At 47.2% G+C, this 19,269-nt stretch carries 16 protein-coding genes and 1 riboswitch; of the genes, 14 read left to right on the top strand and 2 right to left on the bottom strand.

Annotation, left to right across the window (positions count from 1 at the left end; translation table 11 throughout):
* Positions 1 to 122 precede the first annotated feature (122 nt).
* The 10 genes from ACJHYD_RS21765 to oxyR all read left to right on the top strand — a co-directional run bounded on the left by ACJHYD_RS21765 (position 123) and on the right by oxyR (position 12,266).
* A complete protein-coding gene (locus ACJHYD_RS21765; RefSeq protein WP_001550393.1) occupies positions 123 to 932 on the top strand; it encodes a DeoR/GlpR family DNA-binding transcription regulator in 810 nt (269 codons plus the stop codon).
* A 122-nt stretch (positions 933 to 1,054) separates the two neighbouring features.
* Positions 1,055 to 2,059, top strand: coding sequence for a substrate-binding domain-containing protein (locus ACJHYD_RS21760; protein ID WP_001550394.1), 1,005 nt, complete (start codon positions 1,055 to 1,057; stop codon positions 2,057 to 2,059).
* Positions 2,060 to 2,122: 63 nt separating this feature from the next.
* Entirely contained in the window at positions 2,123 to 3,640 is a 1,518-nt protein-coding gene (locus ACJHYD_RS21755; RefSeq protein ID WP_001550395.1) for a sugar ABC transporter ATP-binding protein, read from the top strand.
* The gene (locus ACJHYD_RS21750; protein WP_001550396.1) at positions 3,633 to 4,625 is read left to right on the top strand and encodes an ABC transporter permease; all 993 of its coding nucleotides are present in this window, start codon (positions 3,633 to 3,635) and stop codon (positions 4,623 to 4,625) included. The genes ACJHYD_RS21755 and ACJHYD_RS21750 overlap by 8 nt, the downstream gene beginning before the upstream one ends.
* 13 nt (positions 4,626 to 4,638) lie before the next feature.
* A complete protein-coding gene (locus ACJHYD_RS21745; protein ID WP_001550397.1) occupies positions 4,639 to 5,685 on the top strand; it encodes an ABC transporter permease in 1,047 nt (348 codons plus the stop codon).
* Complete coding sequence (locus ACJHYD_RS21740) at positions 5,685 to 6,548, top strand: L-ribulose-5-phosphate 3-epimerase (RefSeq protein WP_001550398.1); 864 nt, start codon at positions 5,685 to 5,687, stop codon at positions 6,546 to 6,548. The genes ACJHYD_RS21745 and ACJHYD_RS21740 overlap by 1 nt, the downstream gene beginning before the upstream one ends.
* A 16-nt stretch (positions 6,549 to 6,564) precedes the next feature.
* On the top strand, positions 6,565 to 8,043 hold the full coding sequence (locus ACJHYD_RS21735; protein ID WP_001550399.1) for an FGGY-family carbohydrate kinase: 1,479 nt from the start codon (positions 6,565 to 6,567) through the stop codon (positions 8,041 to 8,043).
* Between the two features lie 488 nt (positions 8,044 to 8,531).
* Positions 8,532 to 9,746, top strand: a complete 1,215-nt coding sequence (manD, locus tag ACJHYD_RS21730; protein ID WP_001550400.1) for a D-mannonate dehydratase ManD — start codon at positions 8,532 to 8,534, stop codon at positions 9,744 to 9,746.
* 66 nt (positions 9,747 to 9,812) lie between these two features.
* A complete protein-coding gene (locus tag ACJHYD_RS21725; RefSeq protein ID WP_001550401.1) occupies positions 9,813 to 11,096 on the top strand; it encodes an MFS transporter in 1,284 nt (427 codons plus the stop codon).
* Between the two features lie 252 nt (positions 11,097 to 11,348).
* Positions 11,349 to 12,266 (top strand): DNA-binding transcriptional regulator OxyR, encoded by a 918-nt coding sequence (gene oxyR, locus ACJHYD_RS21720; RefSeq protein WP_001025942.1) that lies wholly within the window; start codon positions 11,349 to 11,351, stop codon positions 12,264 to 12,266.
* Here oxyR and sthA read toward each other — a convergent pair.
* Positions 12,249 to 13,649 (bottom strand): Si-specific NAD(P)(+) transhydrogenase, encoded by a 1,401-nt coding sequence (sthA, locus tag ACJHYD_RS21715; protein WP_001120810.1) that lies wholly within the window; start codon positions 13,647 to 13,649, stop codon positions 12,249 to 12,251. The two genes, oxyR and sthA, sit on opposite strands and share 18 nt — an antisense overlap.
* A 331-nt stretch (positions 13,650 to 13,980) precedes the next feature.
* On the opposite strand from sthA, the gene fabR reads away from it, so the two are divergent.
* Both fabR and ACJHYD_RS21705 read left to right on the top strand, forming a co-directional pair.
* On the top strand, positions 13,981 to 14,631 hold the full coding sequence (gene fabR / locus ACJHYD_RS21710; protein ID WP_001309117.1) for an HTH-type transcriptional repressor FabR: 651 nt from the start codon (positions 13,981 to 13,983) through the stop codon (positions 14,629 to 14,631).
* Positions 14,631 to 14,990, top strand: coding sequence for a YijD family membrane protein (locus ACJHYD_RS21705; protein WP_000806411.1), 360 nt, complete (start codon positions 14,631 to 14,633; stop codon positions 14,988 to 14,990). The genes fabR and ACJHYD_RS21705 overlap by 1 nt, the downstream gene beginning before the upstream one ends.
* A 39-nt stretch (positions 14,991 to 15,029) precedes the next feature.
* On the opposite strand, the gene trmA is transcribed toward ACJHYD_RS21705, so the two are convergent.
* Positions 15,030 to 16,130, bottom strand: a complete 1,101-nt coding sequence (gene trmA, locus ACJHYD_RS21700; RefSeq protein ID WP_001550402.1) for a tRNA (uridine(54)-C5)-methyltransferase TrmA — start codon at positions 16,128 to 16,130, stop codon at positions 15,030 to 15,032.
* 113 nt (positions 16,131 to 16,243) lie between these two features.
* A riboswitch (cobalamin riboswitch) is annotated at positions 16,244 to 16,434 on the top strand.
* 64 nt (positions 16,435 to 16,498) lie between these two features.
* Here trmA and btuB point away from each other — a divergent pair.
* Both btuB and murI read left to right on the top strand, forming a co-directional pair.
* A complete protein-coding gene (gene btuB / locus ACJHYD_RS21695; protein ID WP_001366808.1) occupies positions 16,499 to 18,343 on the top strand; it encodes a TonB-dependent vitamin B12 receptor BtuB in 1,845 nt (614 codons plus the stop codon).
* Entirely contained in the window at positions 18,288 to 19,145 is an 858-nt protein-coding gene (gene murI / locus ACJHYD_RS21690; RefSeq protein WP_001445912.1) for a glutamate racemase, read from the top strand. Before btuB ends, murI begins: the two co-directional genes overlap by 56 nt.
* Positions 19,146 to 19,269 lie beyond the last annotated feature (124 nt).

Here is a 19,269-nt window from a genome sequence, read left to right as displayed (position 1 = left end):
AAATATCACCATTTCTGTTTGCGATTATATTTATAAAATGAATCTTGATTCCTATCACTTTATTTTATGAGGGAACAGTTAATTATATAAGCATGCTAATTTGATAATAACGGACCGATACTATGTTGCAGGCAGAGCGCCATAAAATGATATGCGCACATGTACAAAAACAAGGTGCTGTACGGGTAACAGAATTATCACGATTATTTAAAGCGTCTCCTGAGACAATTCGTCGGGATTTAACGGTACTGGAGCGCAACAAAAAGTTAATCCGTAGCTTTGGTGGCGCGGTCGCTCTGGATTCATCTGATAGCGCTCCGGTTATGCTCGCCGATAATGCGTGGCAAGATAATAGTATCGATCGTGCGGAATCATTCCGTAAACGGACTGAAGAAAATCCTGATATAAAAGCCAGAATTGCGAAGGCCGCATTGCAATTTATTCACCCTGGTGATTGTATTTTAATGGATAACAGTAGTACTTGTTGGTTTTTAGCTCGTCAAATTCCCGATATAGATGTTACTGTAGTTACAAATTCATTACGGATAATTCAGGCGTTGGCTTGCCGTGATCGAGTTCGAATTATTGGTATCGGTGGTGAGTATTCTGAGCGACATGATGATTTTCATGGCCCGGTTGCAGAGGGGGCGATCCGAAATTTTCAAATCAACAGTTTTTTCTTTTCATGCCAGGGGTTGAATCTGGGGAATGGTGTCCGCGATGGCAGTGAAATTAATGCCAGACTTAAACAGGTGATGCTTCAGGTGTCAGGACAAAAAATATTGCTGGTCGACTCCAGTAAGTTTGAACAGTATGCATTTAGTAAAATATGCACGCTGGATGAAATCGATATTCTGGTGACTAATGTTTGTACAGATACTCGGTATCGAACACAATTTCCACAATTAAACATTGTGGAGGTTGATAAATAATAGGCATTATTTATTGTCTAAATTATTAATCAATGCCTAAGGGATTATAAATTATATAAATAGTCAGGTCGATATTATATCGAGTTTTCCTGACACCTGAACTATTTCTTAAGGAAATTACGATGAAAAAATTAATCTTACCCTGCCTTATTGCTACCGTATTATCTTCCACTGCTGCATGGGCTGATCAGACTGTAACATCACAAAAAGCGAATAAACCTTTTACGATGGGGGTAGTAGTAAAAGTCGGTGGCATTCCCTGGTTTAATGTGATGGAACAAGGCATTAAAGATGAAGGAAAACTATTGGGGGTTGATGCATGGCAGGTCGGCCCTACAACGGCAGATCCAGCTGAACAGGTTCGGGCGATTGAAGATTTAATTGCACGAAAAGTGGATGTTATTGGGGTTGTTCCTAACGATGCAAAGGTTCTTGAACCTGTACTTAAGCGTGCACAAGAAGCCGGTATTAAAGTTATTACCCACGAATCACCAGATCAAAAAAATGCAGATTGGGATTTTGAGTTGTTAAATACCCAGACAATGGGTGCCAATCATATGAAAGATATGGCGAAGTGCATGGGCGAAGAAGGTAAATACGCCATGTTTGTCGGCAGTCTGACCGTGCCTTTGGTAAATGACTGGGCCAATGCCGCGATTGCTTATCAAAAAGAACATTATCCAAATATGACGTTGGTTGAAGATCGTTTTGGTGTTGCTGAATCGGTGGATGATTCAATGCGCACGACGAACGATTTAATGTCTAAATATAAAGATCTTAAAGGCATTATGTCATTTGGTTCACAAGGACCAATTGGTGCGGGGCGTGCTATTGATAAGCGGAAGAAAAATGACGCAATTTGCGTTTTTGGAACCTTCACTCCAGGTCAGGGAATTAAGCTACTCGAAAAAGGCGCTATTGATGGGGGATATATTTCAAACCCTATGATTGCGGGTAAGGTTTTTGTCCAGGTTGCGACGGCAATGATGAACGGTGAACCTATTAAAGACGGTGTAAAAATCGGTGATATGGGCGAGATCAAGGTTAATAACAACACTATTTATAGTGATAATCCAGAAAAGCTCGATCTTGAAAATACACGACATTTAGTGAAGTTAGGCTTGTAATTTTACCGTAAATCACCGGGTCAAATTTGACCCGGAATTCCTTTAGTCGTATTCAGGAATATTATGATGCCTCATATTATAGAGAAGAATGCGGAGCAACCATTAGTGACGCTAAGGTCACTAACGAAAAGTTTCGGTGGCCATAGGGCTCTAAAAAATATCAATCTTACCTTAAATAAAGGTGAGGTTCATTGTCTTGCTGGTGCGAATGGGTGTGGTAAAAGTACTCTGATCAAAACGCTGTGTGGTGTTTATGTTCCTGATTCGGGAAGTGAAATTATTATAGATGGTAAGTCCTGGACTCGTCTTTCTCCTGATAAAGCTCGGGAACTGGGTATTCAGGTGATATATCAGGATCTTTCTTTATTCCCAAATCTTTCTGTGGCTGAAAATATCGCTTTTGAATACAACCTGAAGGGATATTTAGGGCTGCACAGAAAAAAACAACTTCGGGATGTATCACAGAAAATAATTCAGGAGCTGGAATTCAATCTCGATCCTGATGCGTTAGTACAACATTTGCCGATTGCACAACGCCAACAGGTCGCTATTTGCCGGGCTCTGATTGCCGATGCCCGGTTAGTCATCATGGACGAGCCAACGGCGTCATTGACGCGCACTGAAGTTAATCAATTACTACGCACAGTGAATTACTTACGCGATAAAAATATTACCGTAGTTTTTGTTAGCCACCGCCTTGATGAAGTTAAGGAAATCTCAGATCGAATTACGGTCATCCGTGATGGAGAGATAATTGGAACGTGGGCTGCCAATCAACTTTCTCCAGGCGATATTACTGAGTTAATGACCGGAAAAACTATAGTCCACCAGAAAAAACTACCAAATAGCGTTGAAGGTAAAGTAGTTCTTGAACTAAAAAAATTATGCAGAAAAGGGCAATTTGAAGATGTATCTCTAAAACTACACCAGGGCGAGGTTCTGGGATTGTGTGGTTTACTTGGTGCGGGGAGAACCGAATTAGCATTGAGTCTTTTCGGTATTACTCGAGCAGATAGTGGTGATATTTATCTTGAAGGTAAGCCCGTTACAATTAAAGACAACACGCATGCGGTAAAACTGGGAATAGCATATGTTTCAGAAGATCGCCTGACACTGGGGGCCGTATTACCCCAATCTATCAGCGATAATATGGTGCTCTCGATTCTGGATCGTTTAAAGACGCCATCGGGGTTTATTGATGAAAATCGAAAAGAAACCTTAGTCAAGGAGTGGATCCAGGATTTGGATATTAAGGTCACCGATCCAAATAATCCACTTTCAACGCTATCTGGTGGCAATCAACAAAAGGTTGTCCTGGCTAAATGGATTTTAACACGACCTAAGGTTTTAATTCTGGATGCGCCAACGGTAGGTGTAGATATTGGCGCAAAAGATAGTATTTACCAGCTTATTCATCGGCTTTCAGGTGTGGGTATTTCAGTGATATTAATTACTGATGAAGCACCAGAAGCTTATTATAACTGCGATCGTATTTTTCATATGAAGCGCGGAAAGATTATTCATGAGCTGTTGCCTTCGAATTATACCGAGCAGCAGTTGGCGGAGGTGATTAATGGTTAGCTTTATGCGGCTGCGGTTTCCTCGTTCAGTCGAAGCTTGGTTAGGATGGGTCATTGTTCTCATGCTGGTATTTTTTTCCATCATGAGCGATGAGTTTTTATCAATACAGAACTTGCTCGATCTCTCGGAAAGTTATGCCGTAACGGGTATTTTCGCCCTCGGATTATTTGTCGTATTGGTTACTGGCGGAATTGATATCTCTTTTGCAGCAGTAGCTTCGGTTGTACAATATGTTGTGGCGTCGTTACTGCTTAATGAAACGCTATCAAATCCATTTTTCTGCCTGGTGTTTGCTGTTTTTTTTGGCATCATTTTTGGTTTGATAAACGCTATTCTTATTTATTACCTTAATGTCGTTTCCATCATCATTACGATTAGTATGCAGTCGTTACTGTTCGGTATGTTGATGTGGTTGACTAATGGTCACAGTATTTACGATTTACCGGATTGGTGGATTACGCAGCGTTCTTTCCTGAGTTTTGAATTTGGCGGAGAAGATTACCAGATCGGATTACCGTTAGTGGTTATGCTGGGAATGGCATTTCTGACGTGGGTGATAATGAACAAAACCCATATTGGGCGTCAGCTTTATGCCGTGGGAGGGAATACCGAATCAGCAAGACGTATTGGGATTCGGGTGTCGCTAATTTATCTGTTTGCTTACGGTTATCTTGGTGCCGCTGCAGCAATTGGTGGAATGCTGCAAGCTTACCGTATGAGTGAAGTTGTGCCGAATGCATTGGTTGGCGGAGAGTTGGATGTGCTGGCTGCAGCGGTATTGGGCGGTGCCAGTTTATCAGGCGGACGTGGTACGGTCATTGGTACGCTTATGGGCGTATTTCTTATCGGTATTCTTAAAAACGGCCTTAATTTGATTGGTGTCTCGAGTTATTTCGTCAATATCGTTATTGGGGTGGTTATTGTCTCGGCGATTTGTGTGACCCATTACAAAAAGCGTAAAGAAACTGATGTTGGTTTCGTCTAACGGGAGGATCGAAATGAACAAGCGGATATTTTTTCCACTAGATGGTACCCGTTCAGGCTTATTATCAATATGTTTTATTGTGGTGGTGTTATTTAGTCTGGCAATGCCGGGGCGTTTTTTCACCGACAATACTTTTCTGAGCATTGCATTTCAATTGCCAGAGCTTGGGTTGCTCACGTTTGCGATGTTTATACCGATGTTGAGCGGGGGGCTTAATCTGGCAATCATCGGTACTGCGAATCTGACCAGCCTGTTTATGGCCTGGGTATTGATTCAATATGTACCCGCAGATGCATCTACAGGTAGTCAGTTGTTTTGGCTCTTCCTGGCTATTGTCGGGGCGATGCTTATTGCCATCATCATTGGAGCTATTACTGGGTTAATTATTTCTCATATAGGCGCTCACCCTATTTTGGTCACATTGGGTAGCATGACCATTATTAGTGGTATCGGTATTTACCTGACTAAGGGGGCAGCTTTAAGTGGTATGCCACCAGTAGTCCGCAGTATTGGGTCTGAAGTTATCATGGGGATCCCAGTACCGATGATGATTTTTATCGTCACCACCGTTGCTTTAGCTCTGTTCCTCGGCAAAACCCGTACGGGAAAAACGATTTATATGTGTGGCAGTAATATTAACGCCACATGGTTTAGCGGTATTCGCACCGACCGCGTATTAATTGCTATATATGCTATATCCAGCATGTTGTGTGTATTAGCAGGTCTTATTATGCTCGCGCGATTTAATTCGGCGCGTATGGGCTATGGCGATTCCTATTTGCTCTTGACGGTTCTTGCAATTGTATTGGGAGGCACAGATCCATTCGGTGGGGCGGGTAAAGTCAGTCATGTTTTTTGTGCCTTACTTGTGCTTCAGGTTATTGCTACCGGCCTTAGTCTGTTGGGACTTAGTTTGCATTTCAATCTGGCGGTATGGGGGATCACATTGATCGCCGCATTGGCATTTAAATTCATCAAACAAAAATGGCAGTTGCAGCGTGACATGAATAAGAGCCGGAAAATCTTTCAACAACAATTGATCACTCGTGAGGGAAAATAATGCGACGCCACCCGTTAGGTATTTATGAAAAAGCGCTACCCAGGAATACCAGTTGGGTAGAGAAACTAGCCCTGGCTAAATCTTGCGGTTTTGATTTTGTTGAGATGTCGGTAGATGAGAATGATGAACGACTCGCCCGCCTGGACTGGTCGCTCACCGAGCGTATGGAGCTTATTAGCGCCATTCAGCAAACGGGGATCCGTATTCCGACAATGTGCCTGTCTGCTCACCGGCGTTTTCCATTTGGTAGCCATGATAGAGATACTCGTCAGCAGGCGCGTACGATTATGTTGAAGGCGTTACGCCTGGCGCAGGATTTGGGGATTCGAACAATCCAACTGGCAGGCTATGACGTTTATTATGAGCCGCAGAATGAAGAAACTATCGCCTGGTTTGAAGATGCGATGGCCTGGACAGCTGAACAGGCCGCAGCGGCACAAGTTATGTGTGCTGTAGAAATCATGGATACGCCATTTATTAATTCTATTAGTAAATGGAAAGTCCTGGATACAAAAATTAATTCCCCTTGGTTTACCGTTTATCCGGATGTTGGCAATCTGACCGCATGGGGTAATGAACTGGAAAGTGAGCTGGTAAAGGGGATTGATCGAATTGCCGCAATCCATCTTAAAGATACGTACCCAGTAACGCCTGATTCTCCAGGGCAATTTCGTGACGTTCCTTTTGGTGAAGGGTGTGTAGATTTTATTAAATTATTTAAGATTCTGCGTAATCTTAATTATCGCGGAACGTTTCTGATAGAAATGTGGACAGAAAAAGCGACGGAACCTCTATTAGAAATTATTCATGCACGTCAATGGATTGAAGAGAAAATGCGCCTTGCCGGCTGGGATAATATTTAGAAACTAAGGAGGGGTCATGGAGCGGTATTTTATTGGTGTCGATTTAGGTGGTACAGAAACCAAAGCGGGAATTTATACGGCAGAAGGACGTGAAATAGGTGTCTCTTCGCAAGTGTTACCTCTGTTAAGCCCATGTCCTGGTTTTTGCGAACGCGACATGGAGGCGTTATGGAAGGTAACGTGCCAGGTCATTTCACTGTCGATGTCAGAGAACAATATTACTGCGAGTCAGATTGATGGCATCAGTTTTTCTGCTCATGGTAAAGGTTTGTACCTGCTCGACCGGCAAGGTAAGCCCTTACGACACGGCATTGTTTCCTCTGATTCTCGCGCACAACAACTGGTTGCAAGCTGGAAAGAACAAGGAATTGACCGCGAAAGCTATCACCGTAGTCTGCAACAGCTCTGGCCATCGCACCCTGTAGCACTATTGCATTGGTTGAAAAAACATGAGACTGACAATTATGGCCGCATCGGAACCATTTTGATGGTTCATGATTACATACGTTCACGGCTTACTGGCAAACTGGCTTGTGAAGAAACCAATATTTCAGGCAGTAATTTTTATAATCAATATACCAGTGCTTATGATGCTGAACTTTTTCGCCTATTTGAGATTAAGGAAGTTGCGGGTAAGGTTCCCGATATTATTGGCTCCGCTGATTTAGCAGGGGTTGTGACATCTGAAGCAGCCAGCCAATGTGGGCTTCTCGCCGGAACGCCTGTTTTTGGTGGTGTTTTTGATGTCGTTGGTGCGGCGCTCACTTCTGGCATCTATGACAGTACAACGTTAAGTGCGGTTGCTGGCACCTGGTCAATTGCAACGCGAATCTTTGATCGCATTATTCCTTCTGATTATCCCTATGTATGGGGGAAATTTAGCATTCCAGGTACATTTTTCGCCCATGAGGGAAGCCCTACATCAGCCAGTAATTTGACATGGTTCTTGCAGCAATTTTTACCGGATCTTCCTGACAGCTATCGGGTGATTAATGAGTGGGTGGAACGAGGGTATGAGAAGCAGAATGATATTCTCTTTTTCCCGTGGTTGTTTGGCTCGAATTACCATGAGGCATTAAGCGGGGGATTTTTGGGGCTGTGTGGGCATCATAAAAGAGAAGATTTGGTGTACGCGATTTATCAGGGCATTGTCTTTTCTCATTTGTTGCATCAGGACCGTCTTATTGAGATTGATAAGTCATTGCAAACGATTCGTTTCTCTGGCGGGCCAACGCATTCCAGAATCTGGATGCAGATGTTTTGTGATGCCAGCAACATGCCTCTTGAAATTGTCGATATTGAACAGTCAGGTTGTAGAGCGGCTGCAATGTGTGCGGCAGTAGGAGGAGGGGCTTATTCTGGATTCAAACAGGCCATGAAGGCCACGCATCTCAACGTGATTCGTCTTGAACCGAATGTAGAAAAAGCACACATGCTCAGGCGACGGTTTGCTCGCTTTAAACAGGTTGCCAGTGCGCTGAGTTCCGTTGTTTGATGGAAAACAAAGCGGATTCTGGAGAGCCACAAAGTTCACATTGGCCTTCGTTATTTTGAGTTGAGAAATGCCTGAAATAGACTGTGACTTCAAGGGTTAATGGGTTGCGGAAGGGAGGAACGGCTACCCTTACCGCGACCAATATTAATCGTATTTCTTCCTGTTTGTGTATCTTCTTTTCATCTCTCATTCCGAAAAATCTTTTTAAAATAAACATATCGATACGTATTGAATTAAGTAAAATATGATTATCATTTGTTATTGTTATGACTCTCTTCCTTAGAGGAATTTGTTATGTGATTATTTAACGTGTTGTTTTAACAATAGTAATTAATAGTGTGGATGAAATTTGAGGATATTCTTGTTCCTCGGCGGAAATTTTTATTTTTAATGTGATCACGGTTGAATAATCGCCCTTTCTCTCTTGTATGGTAGTAGGCGTAAAATTAAGTTTGAAGCGTCTATTTACAACACAGGAGATTGCAATAATGAAAATTATTGCTGCAGATGTTTTTGTTACTTGCCCAGGGCGTAATTTCGTTACGCTTAAAATAACCACTGAAAGCGGACTTTGTGGATTGGGAGATGCCACATTAAATGGTCGCGAATTGTCGGTCGCTTCTTATCTGAAAGATCATCTTTGTCCACAATTAATTGGCCGCGATGCCAACCGTATCGAAGATATCTGGCAATTCTTTTATAAAGGTGCTTACTGGCGACGTGGCCCCGTCACGATGTCAGCCATTTCTGCCATTGATATGGCGTTATGGGATATCAAAGCTAAAGCGGCAAATATGCCATTGTATCAACTGCTTGGTGGTGCTTCTCGTGAAGGCGTGATGGTTTATTGCCACACCACCGGGCGTACGATTGATGAAGTCCTTGAAGACTATGCAAAGCACCAGCAGATGGGCTTTAAGGCGATTCGTGTGCAGTGCGGTGTACCGGGTATGCAAACCACTTATGGCCTGGCGAAGGGCAAAGGACTGGCGTATGAACCGGCAACCAAAGGCCTGTGGCCAGAAGAGCAGTTGTGGTCTTCAGAAAAGTATCTCGATTTTACGCCGAAGTTATTCGAAGCGGTGCGTAATAAGTTCGGTTTTAACGAACATCTGTTGCATGACATGCACCATCGCCTGACCCCCATCGAAGCGGCGCGCTTTGGGAAGAGCATTGAAGATTACCGCCTGTTCTGGATGGAAGATCCGACGCCTGCCGAGAATCAGGAATGTTTTCGTCTGATTCGTCAGCATACCGTGACGCCGATTGCGGTCGGTGAAGTGTTTAACAGTATCTGGGACTGCAAGCAGTTAATCGAAGAGCAGCTGATTGACTATATTCGCACGACGATTACCCATGCAGGCGGCATTACCGGGATGCGACGGATTGCTGATTTTGCATCGCTTTATCAGGTACGTACCGGTTCGCATGGCCCTTCAGATTTATCGCCTGTTTGCCATGCGGCGGCGCTGCATTTTGACCTCTGGGTGCCAAACTTTGGCGTTCAGGAGTACATGGGCTATTCCGAACAAATGCTTGAAGTCTTCCCGCATAGCTGGCGCTTCGATGAAGGTTATATGCACCCAGGCGATGAACCGGGGCTGGGTATTTCTTTCGATGAGAAACTGGCGGCGAAATATCCGTATGACCCGGCGTATCTTCCCGTCGCACGACTGGAAGATGGCACATTGTGGAACTGGTAATAACGGTTCGCTTAATTATTTTCTGAATAGTCATCAAATCGATTAATTCCGCTCAAGGAGCTAAAAATGGACGTTGATGTGTCAACCAGTGTTGCGGGTAATAAACCGCAACGGATTCGTCGTATTCAGACAGTGACCCTGGTTTTATTATTTATGGCGGGGATCGTTAATTTTCTCGACCGTTCGTCATTGAGCGTGGCAGGCGAAGCGATTCGTAGCGAGTTAGGATTATCGGCGACAGAGTTTGGTTTTTTGCTTTCTGCATTTTCTCTGTCTTATGGTTTTTCACAACTTCCTTCCGGTATTTTGCTAGACCGCTTTGGCCCACGAATAGTTTTAGGCGCAGGCTTAATATTCTGGTCATTAATGCAGGCATTAACAGGAATGGTTAATTCTTTTAGCCACTTTATTTTAATGCGTATCGGTCTGGGTATTGGCGAAGCGCCATTTATGCCTGCGGGAGTAAAGTCGATCACCGACTGGTATGCACAAAAAGAACGCGGCACGGCGCTGGGGATTTTTAACTCATCTACCGTTATCGGTCAGGCTATCGCGCCTCCTGCTCTTGTGTTGATGCAACTGGCATGGGGCTGGCGGGCAATGTTCGTCATCATCGGCGTGGCGGGGATTCTGGTTGGGATCTGTTGGTACGCGTGGTATCGCAACCGGGCGCAGTTTGTCCTGACTGACGAAGAACGGACGTATCTCTCCGCGCCGGTTAAACCGCGTCCACAGCTGCAATTTAGCGAGTGGCTGGCGCTGTTTAAGCATCGGACAACCTGGGGGATGATTTTAGGTTTCTCTGGCGTCAATTATACCGGTTGGCTCTACATCGCGTGGTTACCCGGTTATTTGCAGGCCGAGCAAGGTTTCAGTCTGGCGAAAACCGGTTGGGTGGCGGCGATTCCTTTCCTCGCGGCGGCAGTCGGGATGTGGGTAAACGGTATTGTTGTCGATCGACTGGCGAAAAAAGGCTACGACCTGGCTAAGACGCGTAAAACGGCTATTGTCTGCGGTTTGATGATGTCGGCATTAGGCACGTTGCTGGTCGTGCAATCTTCCTCGCCAGCTCAGGCTGTAGCGTTTATCTCAATGGCGCTATTCTGCGTGCATTTCGCGGGAACGTCTGCATGGGGACTGGTGCAGGTGATGGTGTCAGAAACAAAAGTGGCTTCCATCGCCGGGATTCAAAACTTTGGCAGTTTTGTTTTTGCTTCCTTTGCTCCGATCGTAACCGGTTGGGTAGTGGATACCACACACTCGTTTAATCTGGCGTTGGTTATCGCGGCCTGTGTGACGTTCACCGGGGCGTTGTGTTACTTCTTTATTGTCAAAGATCGCATTGAGTAACCGTTACTATCAGGCTCTCTTGTTGTGGGCCTGTAGAATAAAAAAAAAGCGGATCCTGGAGATCCGCAAAAGTTCACGTTGGCTTTAGTTATTCGAGTTGAGAAACTCTCGAAACGGGCAGTGACTTCAAGGGTTAAAAGAGGTGCCGCTCCGTTTCTGTGAGTAATTATCAGTCAGAATGCTTGATAGGGATAATCGTTCGTTGCTATGCTACCTATCGCCGCGAACTATCGTGGCAATGGAGGATGGATAATGAATATTCGTGATCTTGAGTACCTGGTGGCATTGGCCGAACACCGCCATTTTCGGCGTGCGGCAGATTCCTGCCACGTTAGCCAGCCGACGCTTAGCGGGCAAATTCGTAAGCTGGAAGATGAGTTGGGCGTGATGTTGCTGGAGCGGACCAGCCGTAAAGTGTTGTTCACCCAGGCGGGAATGCTGCTGGTGGATCAGGCGCGTACCGTACTGCGTGAGGTGAAAGTCCTTAAAGAGATGGCAAGCCAGCAGGGCGAGACGATGTCCGGACCGCTGCATATTGGTTTGATTCCCACGGTTGGACCGTACCTGCTACCGCATATTATCCCGATGCTGCACCAGACCTTTCCAAAGCTGGAAATGTATCTGCATGAAGCACAGACCCACCAGTTACTGGCGCAACTGGACAGCGGCAAGCTCGATTGCGTGATCCTCGCGCTGGTGAAAGAGAGCGAAGCATTCATTGAAGTGCCATTGTTTGATGAACCAATGCTGCTGGCTATCTATGAAGATCACCCGTGGGCGAACCGCGAATGCGTACCGATGGCCGATCTGGCAGGGGAAAAACTGCTGATGCTGGAAGACGGTCACTGTTTGCGCGATCAGGCAATGGGTTTCTGCTTTGAAGCCGGGGCGGATGAAGATACACACTTCCGCGCGACCAGCCTGGAAACACTGCGCAACATGGTAGCGGCAGGTAGCGGGATCACTTTATTGCCTGCGCTGGCTGTGCCGTCGGAGCGCAAACGCGATGGGGTTGTTTATCTGCCGTGCATTAAGCCGGAACCACGCCGCACTATTGGCCTGGTTTATCGTCCTGGCTCACCGCTGCGCAGCCGCTATGAGCAGCTGGCAGAGGCCATCCGCGCAAGAATGGATGGCCATTTCGATAAAGTGTTAAAACAGGCGGTTTAAACCGTTTAACGCAGCTACCCGATAGGCTTCCGCCATCGTCGGGTAGTTAAAGGTGGTGTTGACGAAGTACTCAATAGTGTTGCCGCCACCTTTCTGTTCCATAATCGCCTGACCGATATGAATAATTTCGGCAGCGCGCTCGCCAAAGCAGTGAATGCCCAGAATCTCTTTCGTTTCCCGATGGAACAAAATTTTCAGCGTGCCCACGTTCATGCCGACGATTTGTGCACGTGCCAGATGTTTAAACTGGGCGCGGCCCACTTCATATGGCACTTTCATCGCGGTCAGCTGCTGTTCGGTTTTGCCCACAGAGCTGATTTCCGGGATGGTGTAAATGCCGGTAGGGATATCTTCAATCAGATGTGCGGTGGCTTCACCTTTCACCAGCGCCTGCGCGGCAATGCGCCCCTGGTCATAGGCCGCCGACGCCAGGCTCGGATAGCCAATCACGTCGCCCACCGCGTAAACGTGCGGCTGCGCGGTCTGATACATGCTGTTGACCTTCAGCTGTCCGCGACTGTCAGTTTCCAGCCCAATGTTCTGTAACGCCAGCGAATCGGTATTACCCGTGCGACCGTTGGCATAGAGCAGACAGTCAGCTTTCAGTTTTTTTCCCGACTTCAGATGCATGATCACACCGTCGTCACAGCCTTCGATCTTCTCGTACTCTTCGTTGTGACGAATCACTACGCCACTGTTCCAGAAGTGATAGGAGAGAGAATCTGACATCTCTTGATCGAGAAATGCCAGCAGGCGATCGCGGGTGTTGATCAGATCCACTTTTACATCCATACCGCGGAAGATCGACGCATATTCACAGCCGATCACTCCAGCACCATAGATAAGTACATGGCGCGGTTCGTGGTGCATGCTAAGAATTGAGTCGCTGTCGTAAATGCGTGGATGGGTGAAATCAACATCTGTTGGATGATATGGACGAGAGCCGCAAGCAATAACAAATTTTTCAGCGGTTAGTGTCTCGACGCTGCCGTCCGGGCAATCCAGCGCCAGCGTGTGCTCGTCAACAAAGCGAGCGTTTCCCTGCAATATTTCACAGTGATTACGTTCGTAAAATCCCTGACGCATGCGCGTTTGTTGATTAATCACGTTATCGGCATGGTTAAGGATATCGGCAAAAGAAGAGCGGAGCAGTCGCGAATGGTCGCTGTAAAGTGGGTTTTGATTGAATTCTATAATGCGGCTGACGGCGTGACGGAGAGCTTTCGACGGGATGGTGCCCCAGTGGGTGCAACCGCCGCCAACATTTTGATAACGCTCGATAACTGCGACGCGCGCACCTTGCTTAACCAGGCCCATTGCAGCGCCTTCGCCGCCGGGGCCGGAACCTATCACTATGGCATCGTAATCGTAGGAATGTGGCATGGTAGGGCTTACCTGTTCTTATACATAAAAGCAACAGAATGGTAACATTTTATCGCGGGTAAGCCAATTGATCCCCGTCATTTATCTGGCTATATCGTGAGCGGCCTTTGCTTTGTCTGTTTCTTACTTTTGACCTGAACGTTTTATTGGATTTTTATCGACGATACTCTCCGTTTAAGCGGCAGGTTTCCGATGTACGTAAAAGAACCGGCCAAAGAATTGCAGTAAATATGTTTTATTGCGTTACCGTTCATTCACAACACTGGAGCAATCCAGTATGTTCATTCTCTGGTATAGTGCCAGCAGTACTTTTGGCAAGGATTCAGACATCGTGATGGGCGTAAGAGCGCAACAAAAAGAAAAAACCCGCCGTTCGCTGGTGGAAGCCGCATTTAGCCAATTAAGTGCTGAACGCAGCTTCGCCAGCCTGAGTTTGCGTGAAGTGGCGCGTGAAGCGGGCATTGCTCCCACCTCTTTTTATCGGCATTTCCGCGACGTAGACGAACTGGGTCTGACCATGGTTGATGAGAGCGGTTTAATGCTACGCCAACTCATGCGCCAGGCGCGTCAGCGTATCGCCAAAGGCGGGAGTGTGATCCGCACCTCGGTCTCCACATTTATGGAGTTCATCGGTAATAATCCTAACGCCTTCCGGTTATTATTGCGGGAACGCTCCGGCACCTCCGCTGCGTTTCGTGCTGCCGTTGCGCGTGAAATTCAGCACTTCATTGCGGAACTTGCGGACTATCTGGAACTCGAAAACCATATGCCGCGTGCGTTTACTGAAGCGCAAGCCGAAGCAATGGTGACAATTGTCTTCAGTGCGGGTGCCGAGGCGTTGGACGTCGGCGTCGAACAACGTCGGCAATTAGAAGAGCGACTGGTACTGCAACTGCGAATGATTTCGAAAGGGGCTTATTACTGGTATCGCCGTGAACAAGAGAAAACCGCAATTATTCCGGGAAATGTGAAGGACGAGTAATGAAACAAGCAAATCAAGATAGAGGTACGCTGCTGCTGGCGTTAGTTGCTGGCTTATCGATTAATGGTACTTTCGCAGCGCTGTTTAGCTCCATTGTGCCATTTTCTGTATTCCCGATTATTTCCCTGGTGCTGACGGTTTATTGCCTGCATCAACGTTATCTTAATCGCACCATGCCGGTAGGCTTGCCGGGTCTGGCTGCTGCCTGTTTTATTCTTGGCGTACTGCTGTACAGCACGGTAGTTCGTGCGGAATATCCGGATATCGGCTCTAACTTCTTCCCGGCAGTACTGTCCGTCATTATGGTGTTCTGGATTGGCGCGAAGATGCGTAACCGTAAGCAGGAAGTTGCTGAGTAATCGGTATCATGCCGGATGCTGGCGCACCCGGCATGGATTTTACTTCGCGGTCAGTAATACGCCGCACTCCATATGGTGCGTGTAGGGGAACTGATCAAACAGAGCCAGACGTTCAACCTTGTGCGTCTGGCTTAATGTTTCCAGATTCTTGCATAACGTTTCCGGATTGCAGGAGATATACAGAATACGTGGATACGCCTGCACCATTTTCTCGGTTTCACCGTCCAGACCGCTGCGTGGTGGGTCGACAAAAATGGTTTCGCACTGATAACTCTTTAAATCGATCCCTTGCAGGCGGTTAAACTCGCGTACGCCATTCATCGCCTGAGTAAATTCTTCTGCCGCCATACGAATAATTTGTACGTTATCAATATGGTTAGCGGCAATGTTGTATTGCGCGGCAGCGACCGACGGCTTAGCGATTTCGGTGGCTAATACCCGATCAAAATTGCGCGCCAGTGCTAATGAAAAGTTACCGTTGCCGCAGTACAGCTCCAGTAAATCGCCTTTTGAGCCTTTGGTGACGTCCAGCGCCCATTCCAGCATCTGAATATTCATCGCCGCGTTCGGCTGGGTAAAGCTGTTTTCTACCTGACGGTAGATCATCTCTTTCCCTGCGACTGGCAGACGTTCATCGATGTAATCCTGGTCCAGCGCGATTTTGGTTTTCGTTGCCCGACCAATCAGATGCACATTCAGATTCTGCGCTCGCAGTGCATCGCGCAGGGCTTCCGCTTCCTGACGCCACTCATCATCCAGCTTCTTATGGTACAGCAGGGAAACCACCGCCTGATTACTCAGCGTGGTGAGGTAATCAATCTGGAACAACTTGTGGCGCAGAACGGGATTATTACGCACACCCGCAATCATCGCCGTCATCAACTGGTTGATAAGTTCACTGGCGGCGGGGAAGCTATCCACGCGGATGCGGCTTTTGGTTTGTTGATCGAAAATGATGTGATACAGGTCATCGCCATCGTGCCAGATGCGGAACTCCGCACGCATCCGGTAATGACTGACCGGCGAGCGAAACACTTCCGGAACCAGGTCAGAAAACGGTGCCATCATACTTTGCAAACGTACCACTTTTTCGGCTAACTGCGCTTCATACTGTTCTGTTGGAAGGTGTTCGGGGGTCATGATGTATCCTGAAAAATTAAAGTACGCGGCGATTGTAGGGATTGCTCATCAGATGTCCAGATCTTGATGTATTCCTATTTGTGAGCTACGTCTGGACAGTAACTTGTTACAACCTGTAGCATCCACTTGCCGGTCCTGTGAGTTAATAGGGAATCCAGTGCGAATCTGGAGCTGACGCGCAGCGGTAAGGAAAGGTGCGATGATTGCGTTATGCGGACACTGCCATCCGGTGGGAAGTCATCATCTCTTAGTATCTTAGATACCCCTCCAAGCCCGAAGACCTGCCGGCCAACGTCGCATCTGGTTCTCATCATCGCGTAATATTGATGAAACCTGCGGCATCCTTCTTCTATTGTGGATGCTTTACAATGATTAAAAAAGCTTCGCTGCTGACGGCGTGTTCCGTCACAGCCTTTTCTGCTTGGGCACAGGATACCAGCCCGGATACTCTCGTCGTTACTGCTAACCGTTTTGAACAGCCGCGCAGCACTGTGCTTGCACCAACCACCGTTGTGACCCGTCAGGATATCGACCGCTGGCAGTCGACCTCGGTCAATGATGTGCTGCGCCGTCTTCCGGGCGTCGATATCACCCAAAACGGCGGTTCAGGTCAGCTCTCATCTATTTTTATTCGCGGTACAAATGCCAGTCATGTGTTGGTGTTAATTGATGGCGTACGCCTGAATCTGGCAGGGGTGAGTGGTTCTGCCGACCTTAGCCAGTTCCCTATTGCGCTTGTCCAGCGTGTTGAATATATCCGTGGGCCGCGCTCCGCCGTTTATGGTTCCGATGCGATAGGTGGGGTGGTGAATATCATCACGACGCGCGATGAACCCGGAACGGAAATTTCAGCAGGGTGGGGAAGCAATAGTTATCAGAACTATGATGTCTCCACGCAGCAACAACTGGGGGATAAGACACGGGTAACGCTGTTGGGCGATTATGCCCATACTCATGGTTATGATGTTGTTGCCTATGGGAATACCGGAACGCAAGCGCAGACAGATAACGATGGTTTTTTAAGTAAAACGCTTTATGGCGCGCTGGAGCATAACTTTACTGATGCCTGGAGCGGCTTTGTGCGCGGCTATGGCTATGATAACCGTACCAATTATGACGCGTATTATTCTCCCGGCTCACCGTTGCTCGATACCCGTAAACTCTATAGCCAAAGTTGGGACGCCGGGCTGCGCTATAACGGCGAAATGATTAAATCACAACTCATTACCAGCTATAGCCATAGCAAAGATTACAACTACGATCCCCATTATGGTCGTTATGATTCGTCCGCGACGCTGGATGAGATGAAGCAGTACACCGTCCAGTGGGCAAATAACGTTACCGTTGGCCACGGTAATATTGGTGCGGGCGTTGACTGGCAGAAACAGACTACGACGCCGGGTACTGGTTATGTTGAGGATGGGTATGATCAACGTAACACTGGTATCTATCTGACCGGATTGCAACAAGTCGGCGATTTTACGTTTGAAGGCGCAGCCCGCAGCGACGATAACTCACAGTTTGGTCGTCATGGAACCTGGCAAACGAGTGCCGGTTGGGAATTCATCGAAGGCTATCGTTTTATCGCTTCTTATGGCACGTCGTACAAGGCACCTAATCTTGGGCAACTGTATGGTTTCTACGGAAATCCGAATCTGAATCCTGAGAAAAGCAAACAGTGGGAAGGCGCGTTTGAAGGCTTAACCGCTGGGGTGAACTGGCGTATTTCCGGATATCGTAACGATGTCAGTGATTTGATCGATTATGATGATCACACCCTGAAATATTACAACGAAGGGAAAGCGCGGATTAAGGGCGTCGAGGCGACCGCCAATTTTGATACCGGACCACTGACGCATACTGTGAGTTATGATTATGTCGATGCGCGCAATGCGATTACTGACACGCCGTTGTTACGCCGTGCTAAACAGCAGGTGAAATACCAGCTCGACTGGCAGTTGTATGACTTCGACTGGGGTATTACTTATCAGTATTTAGGCACTCGCTATGATAAGGATTACTCATCTTATCCTTATCAAACCGTTAAAATGGGTGGTGTGAGCTTGTGGGATCTTGCGGTTGCGTATCCGGTCACCTCTCACCTGACAGTTCGTGGTAAAATAGCCAACCTGTTCGACAAAGATTATGAGACAGTCTATGGCTACCAAACTGCAGGACGGGAATACACCTTGTCTGGCAGCTACACCTTCTGAACCACGTCCCACCGTGCTGGTGTTTGACTCCGGCGTCGGTGGGTTGTCGGTCTATGACGAGATCCGGCATCTCTTACCGGATCTCCATTACATTTATGCTTTCGATAACGTCGCTTTCCCGTATGGCGAAAAAAGCGAAGCGTTTATTGTTGAGCGAGTGGTGGCAATTATCACCGCAGTGCAAAAACGTTATCCCCTTGCGCTGGCTGTGGTCGCTTGCAACACTGCCAGTACCGTTTCACTTCCTGCATTACGCGAAAAGTTCGACTTCCCGGTTGTTGGTGTCGTGCCGGCGATTAAACCTGCTGCACGTCTGACGGCAAATGGCATTGTCGGATTACTGGCAACCCGCGGAACAGTTAAACGTTCTTATACTCATGAGCTGATCGCGCGTTTCGCTAATGAATGCCAGATAGAAATGCTGGGCTCGGCAGAGATGGTTGAGTTGGCTGAAGCGAAGCTGCATGGCGAAGATGTTTCTCTGGATGCGCTAAAACGTATCTTGCGTCCGTGGTTAAGAATGAAAGAGCCGCCAGATACCGTTGTACTGGGGTGTACCCATTTCCCTCTACTACAAGAAGAACTGTTACAGGTGCTGCCAGAGGGAACCCGGCTGGTGGATTCTGGCGCAGCGATTGCTCGCCGAACGGCCTGGTTGCTAGAGCATGAAGCCCCGGATGCAAAATCTGCCGATGCGAATATTGCCTTTTGTATGGCAATGACGCCAGAAGCTGAACAATTATTGCCCGTTTTACAGCGTTACGGCTTCGAAACGCTCGAAAAACTGGCAGTTTTAGACTGATTTGGTTGAATGTTGCGCGGTCAGAAAATTATTTTAAATTTCCTCTTGTCAGGCCGGAATAACTCCCTATAATGCGCCACCACTGACACGGAACAACGGCAAACACGCCGCCGGGTCAGCGGGG

The sequence above is a fragment of the Escherichia sp. WS1368 genome, assembly GCF_046487485.1.
GTDB classification, from domain to species: domain Bacteria; phylum Pseudomonadota; class Gammaproteobacteria; order Enterobacterales; family Enterobacteriaceae; genus Escherichia; species Escherichia coli.
This window is presented reverse-complemented; position numbering and strand designations above follow the sequence as displayed.

What these genes read in the sequence shown, in the direction of transcription:
- ACJHYD_RS21740 (WP_001550398.1), top strand. Translation starts at nt 5,685, where the DNA reads ATGCGACGCCACCCGTTAGGTATTTATGAAAAAGCGCTACCCAGGAAT.
- ACJHYD_RS21765 (WP_001550393.1), top strand. Translation starts at nt 123, where the DNA reads ATGTTGCAGGCAGAGCGCCATAAAATGATATGCGCACATGTACAAAAA.
- ACJHYD_RS21725 (WP_001550401.1), top strand. Translation starts at nt 9,813, where the DNA reads ATGGACGTTGATGTGTCAACCAGTGTTGCGGGTAATAAACCGCAACGG.
- oxyR (WP_001025942.1), top strand. Translation starts at nt 11,349, where the DNA reads ATGAATATTCGTGATCTTGAGTACCTGGTGGCATTGGCCGAACACCGC.
- manD (WP_001550400.1), top strand. Translation starts at nt 8,532, where the DNA reads ATGAAAATTATTGCTGCAGATGTTTTTGTTACTTGCCCAGGGCGTAAT.
- sthA (WP_001120810.1), bottom strand. Translation starts at nt 13,649, where the DNA reads ATGCCACATTCCTACGATTACGATGCCATAGTGATAGGTTCCGGCCCC.
- ACJHYD_RS21735 (WP_001550399.1), top strand. Translation starts at nt 6,565, where the DNA reads ATGGAGCGGTATTTTATTGGTGTCGATTTAGGTGGTACAGAAACCAAA.
- ACJHYD_RS21705 (WP_000806411.1), top strand. Translation starts at nt 14,631, where the DNA reads ATGAAACAAGCAAATCAAGATAGAGGTACGCTGCTGCTGGCGTTAGTT.
- ACJHYD_RS21760 (WP_001550394.1), top strand. Translation starts at nt 1,055, where the DNA reads ATGAAAAAATTAATCTTACCCTGCCTTATTGCTACCGTATTATCTTCC.
- ACJHYD_RS21750 (WP_001550396.1), top strand. Translation starts at nt 3,633, where the DNA reads ATGGTTAGCTTTATGCGGCTGCGGTTTCCTCGTTCAGTCGAAGCTTGG.
- murI (WP_001445912.1), top strand. Translation starts at nt 18,288, where the DNA reads ATGGCTACCAAACTGCAGGACGGGAATACACCTTGTCTGGCAGCTACA.
- ACJHYD_RS21745 (WP_001550397.1), top strand. Translation starts at nt 4,639, where the DNA reads ATGAACAAGCGGATATTTTTTCCACTAGATGGTACCCGTTCAGGCTTA.
- btuB (WP_001366808.1), top strand. Translation starts at nt 16,499, where the DNA reads ATGATTAAAAAAGCTTCGCTGCTGACGGCGTGTTCCGTCACAGCCTTT.
- trmA (WP_001550402.1), bottom strand. Translation starts at nt 16,130, where the DNA reads ATGACCCCCGAACACCTTCCAACAGAACAGTATGAAGCGCAGTTAGCC.
- ACJHYD_RS21755 (WP_001550395.1), top strand. Translation starts at nt 2,123, where the DNA reads ATGATGCCTCATATTATAGAGAAGAATGCGGAGCAACCATTAGTGACG.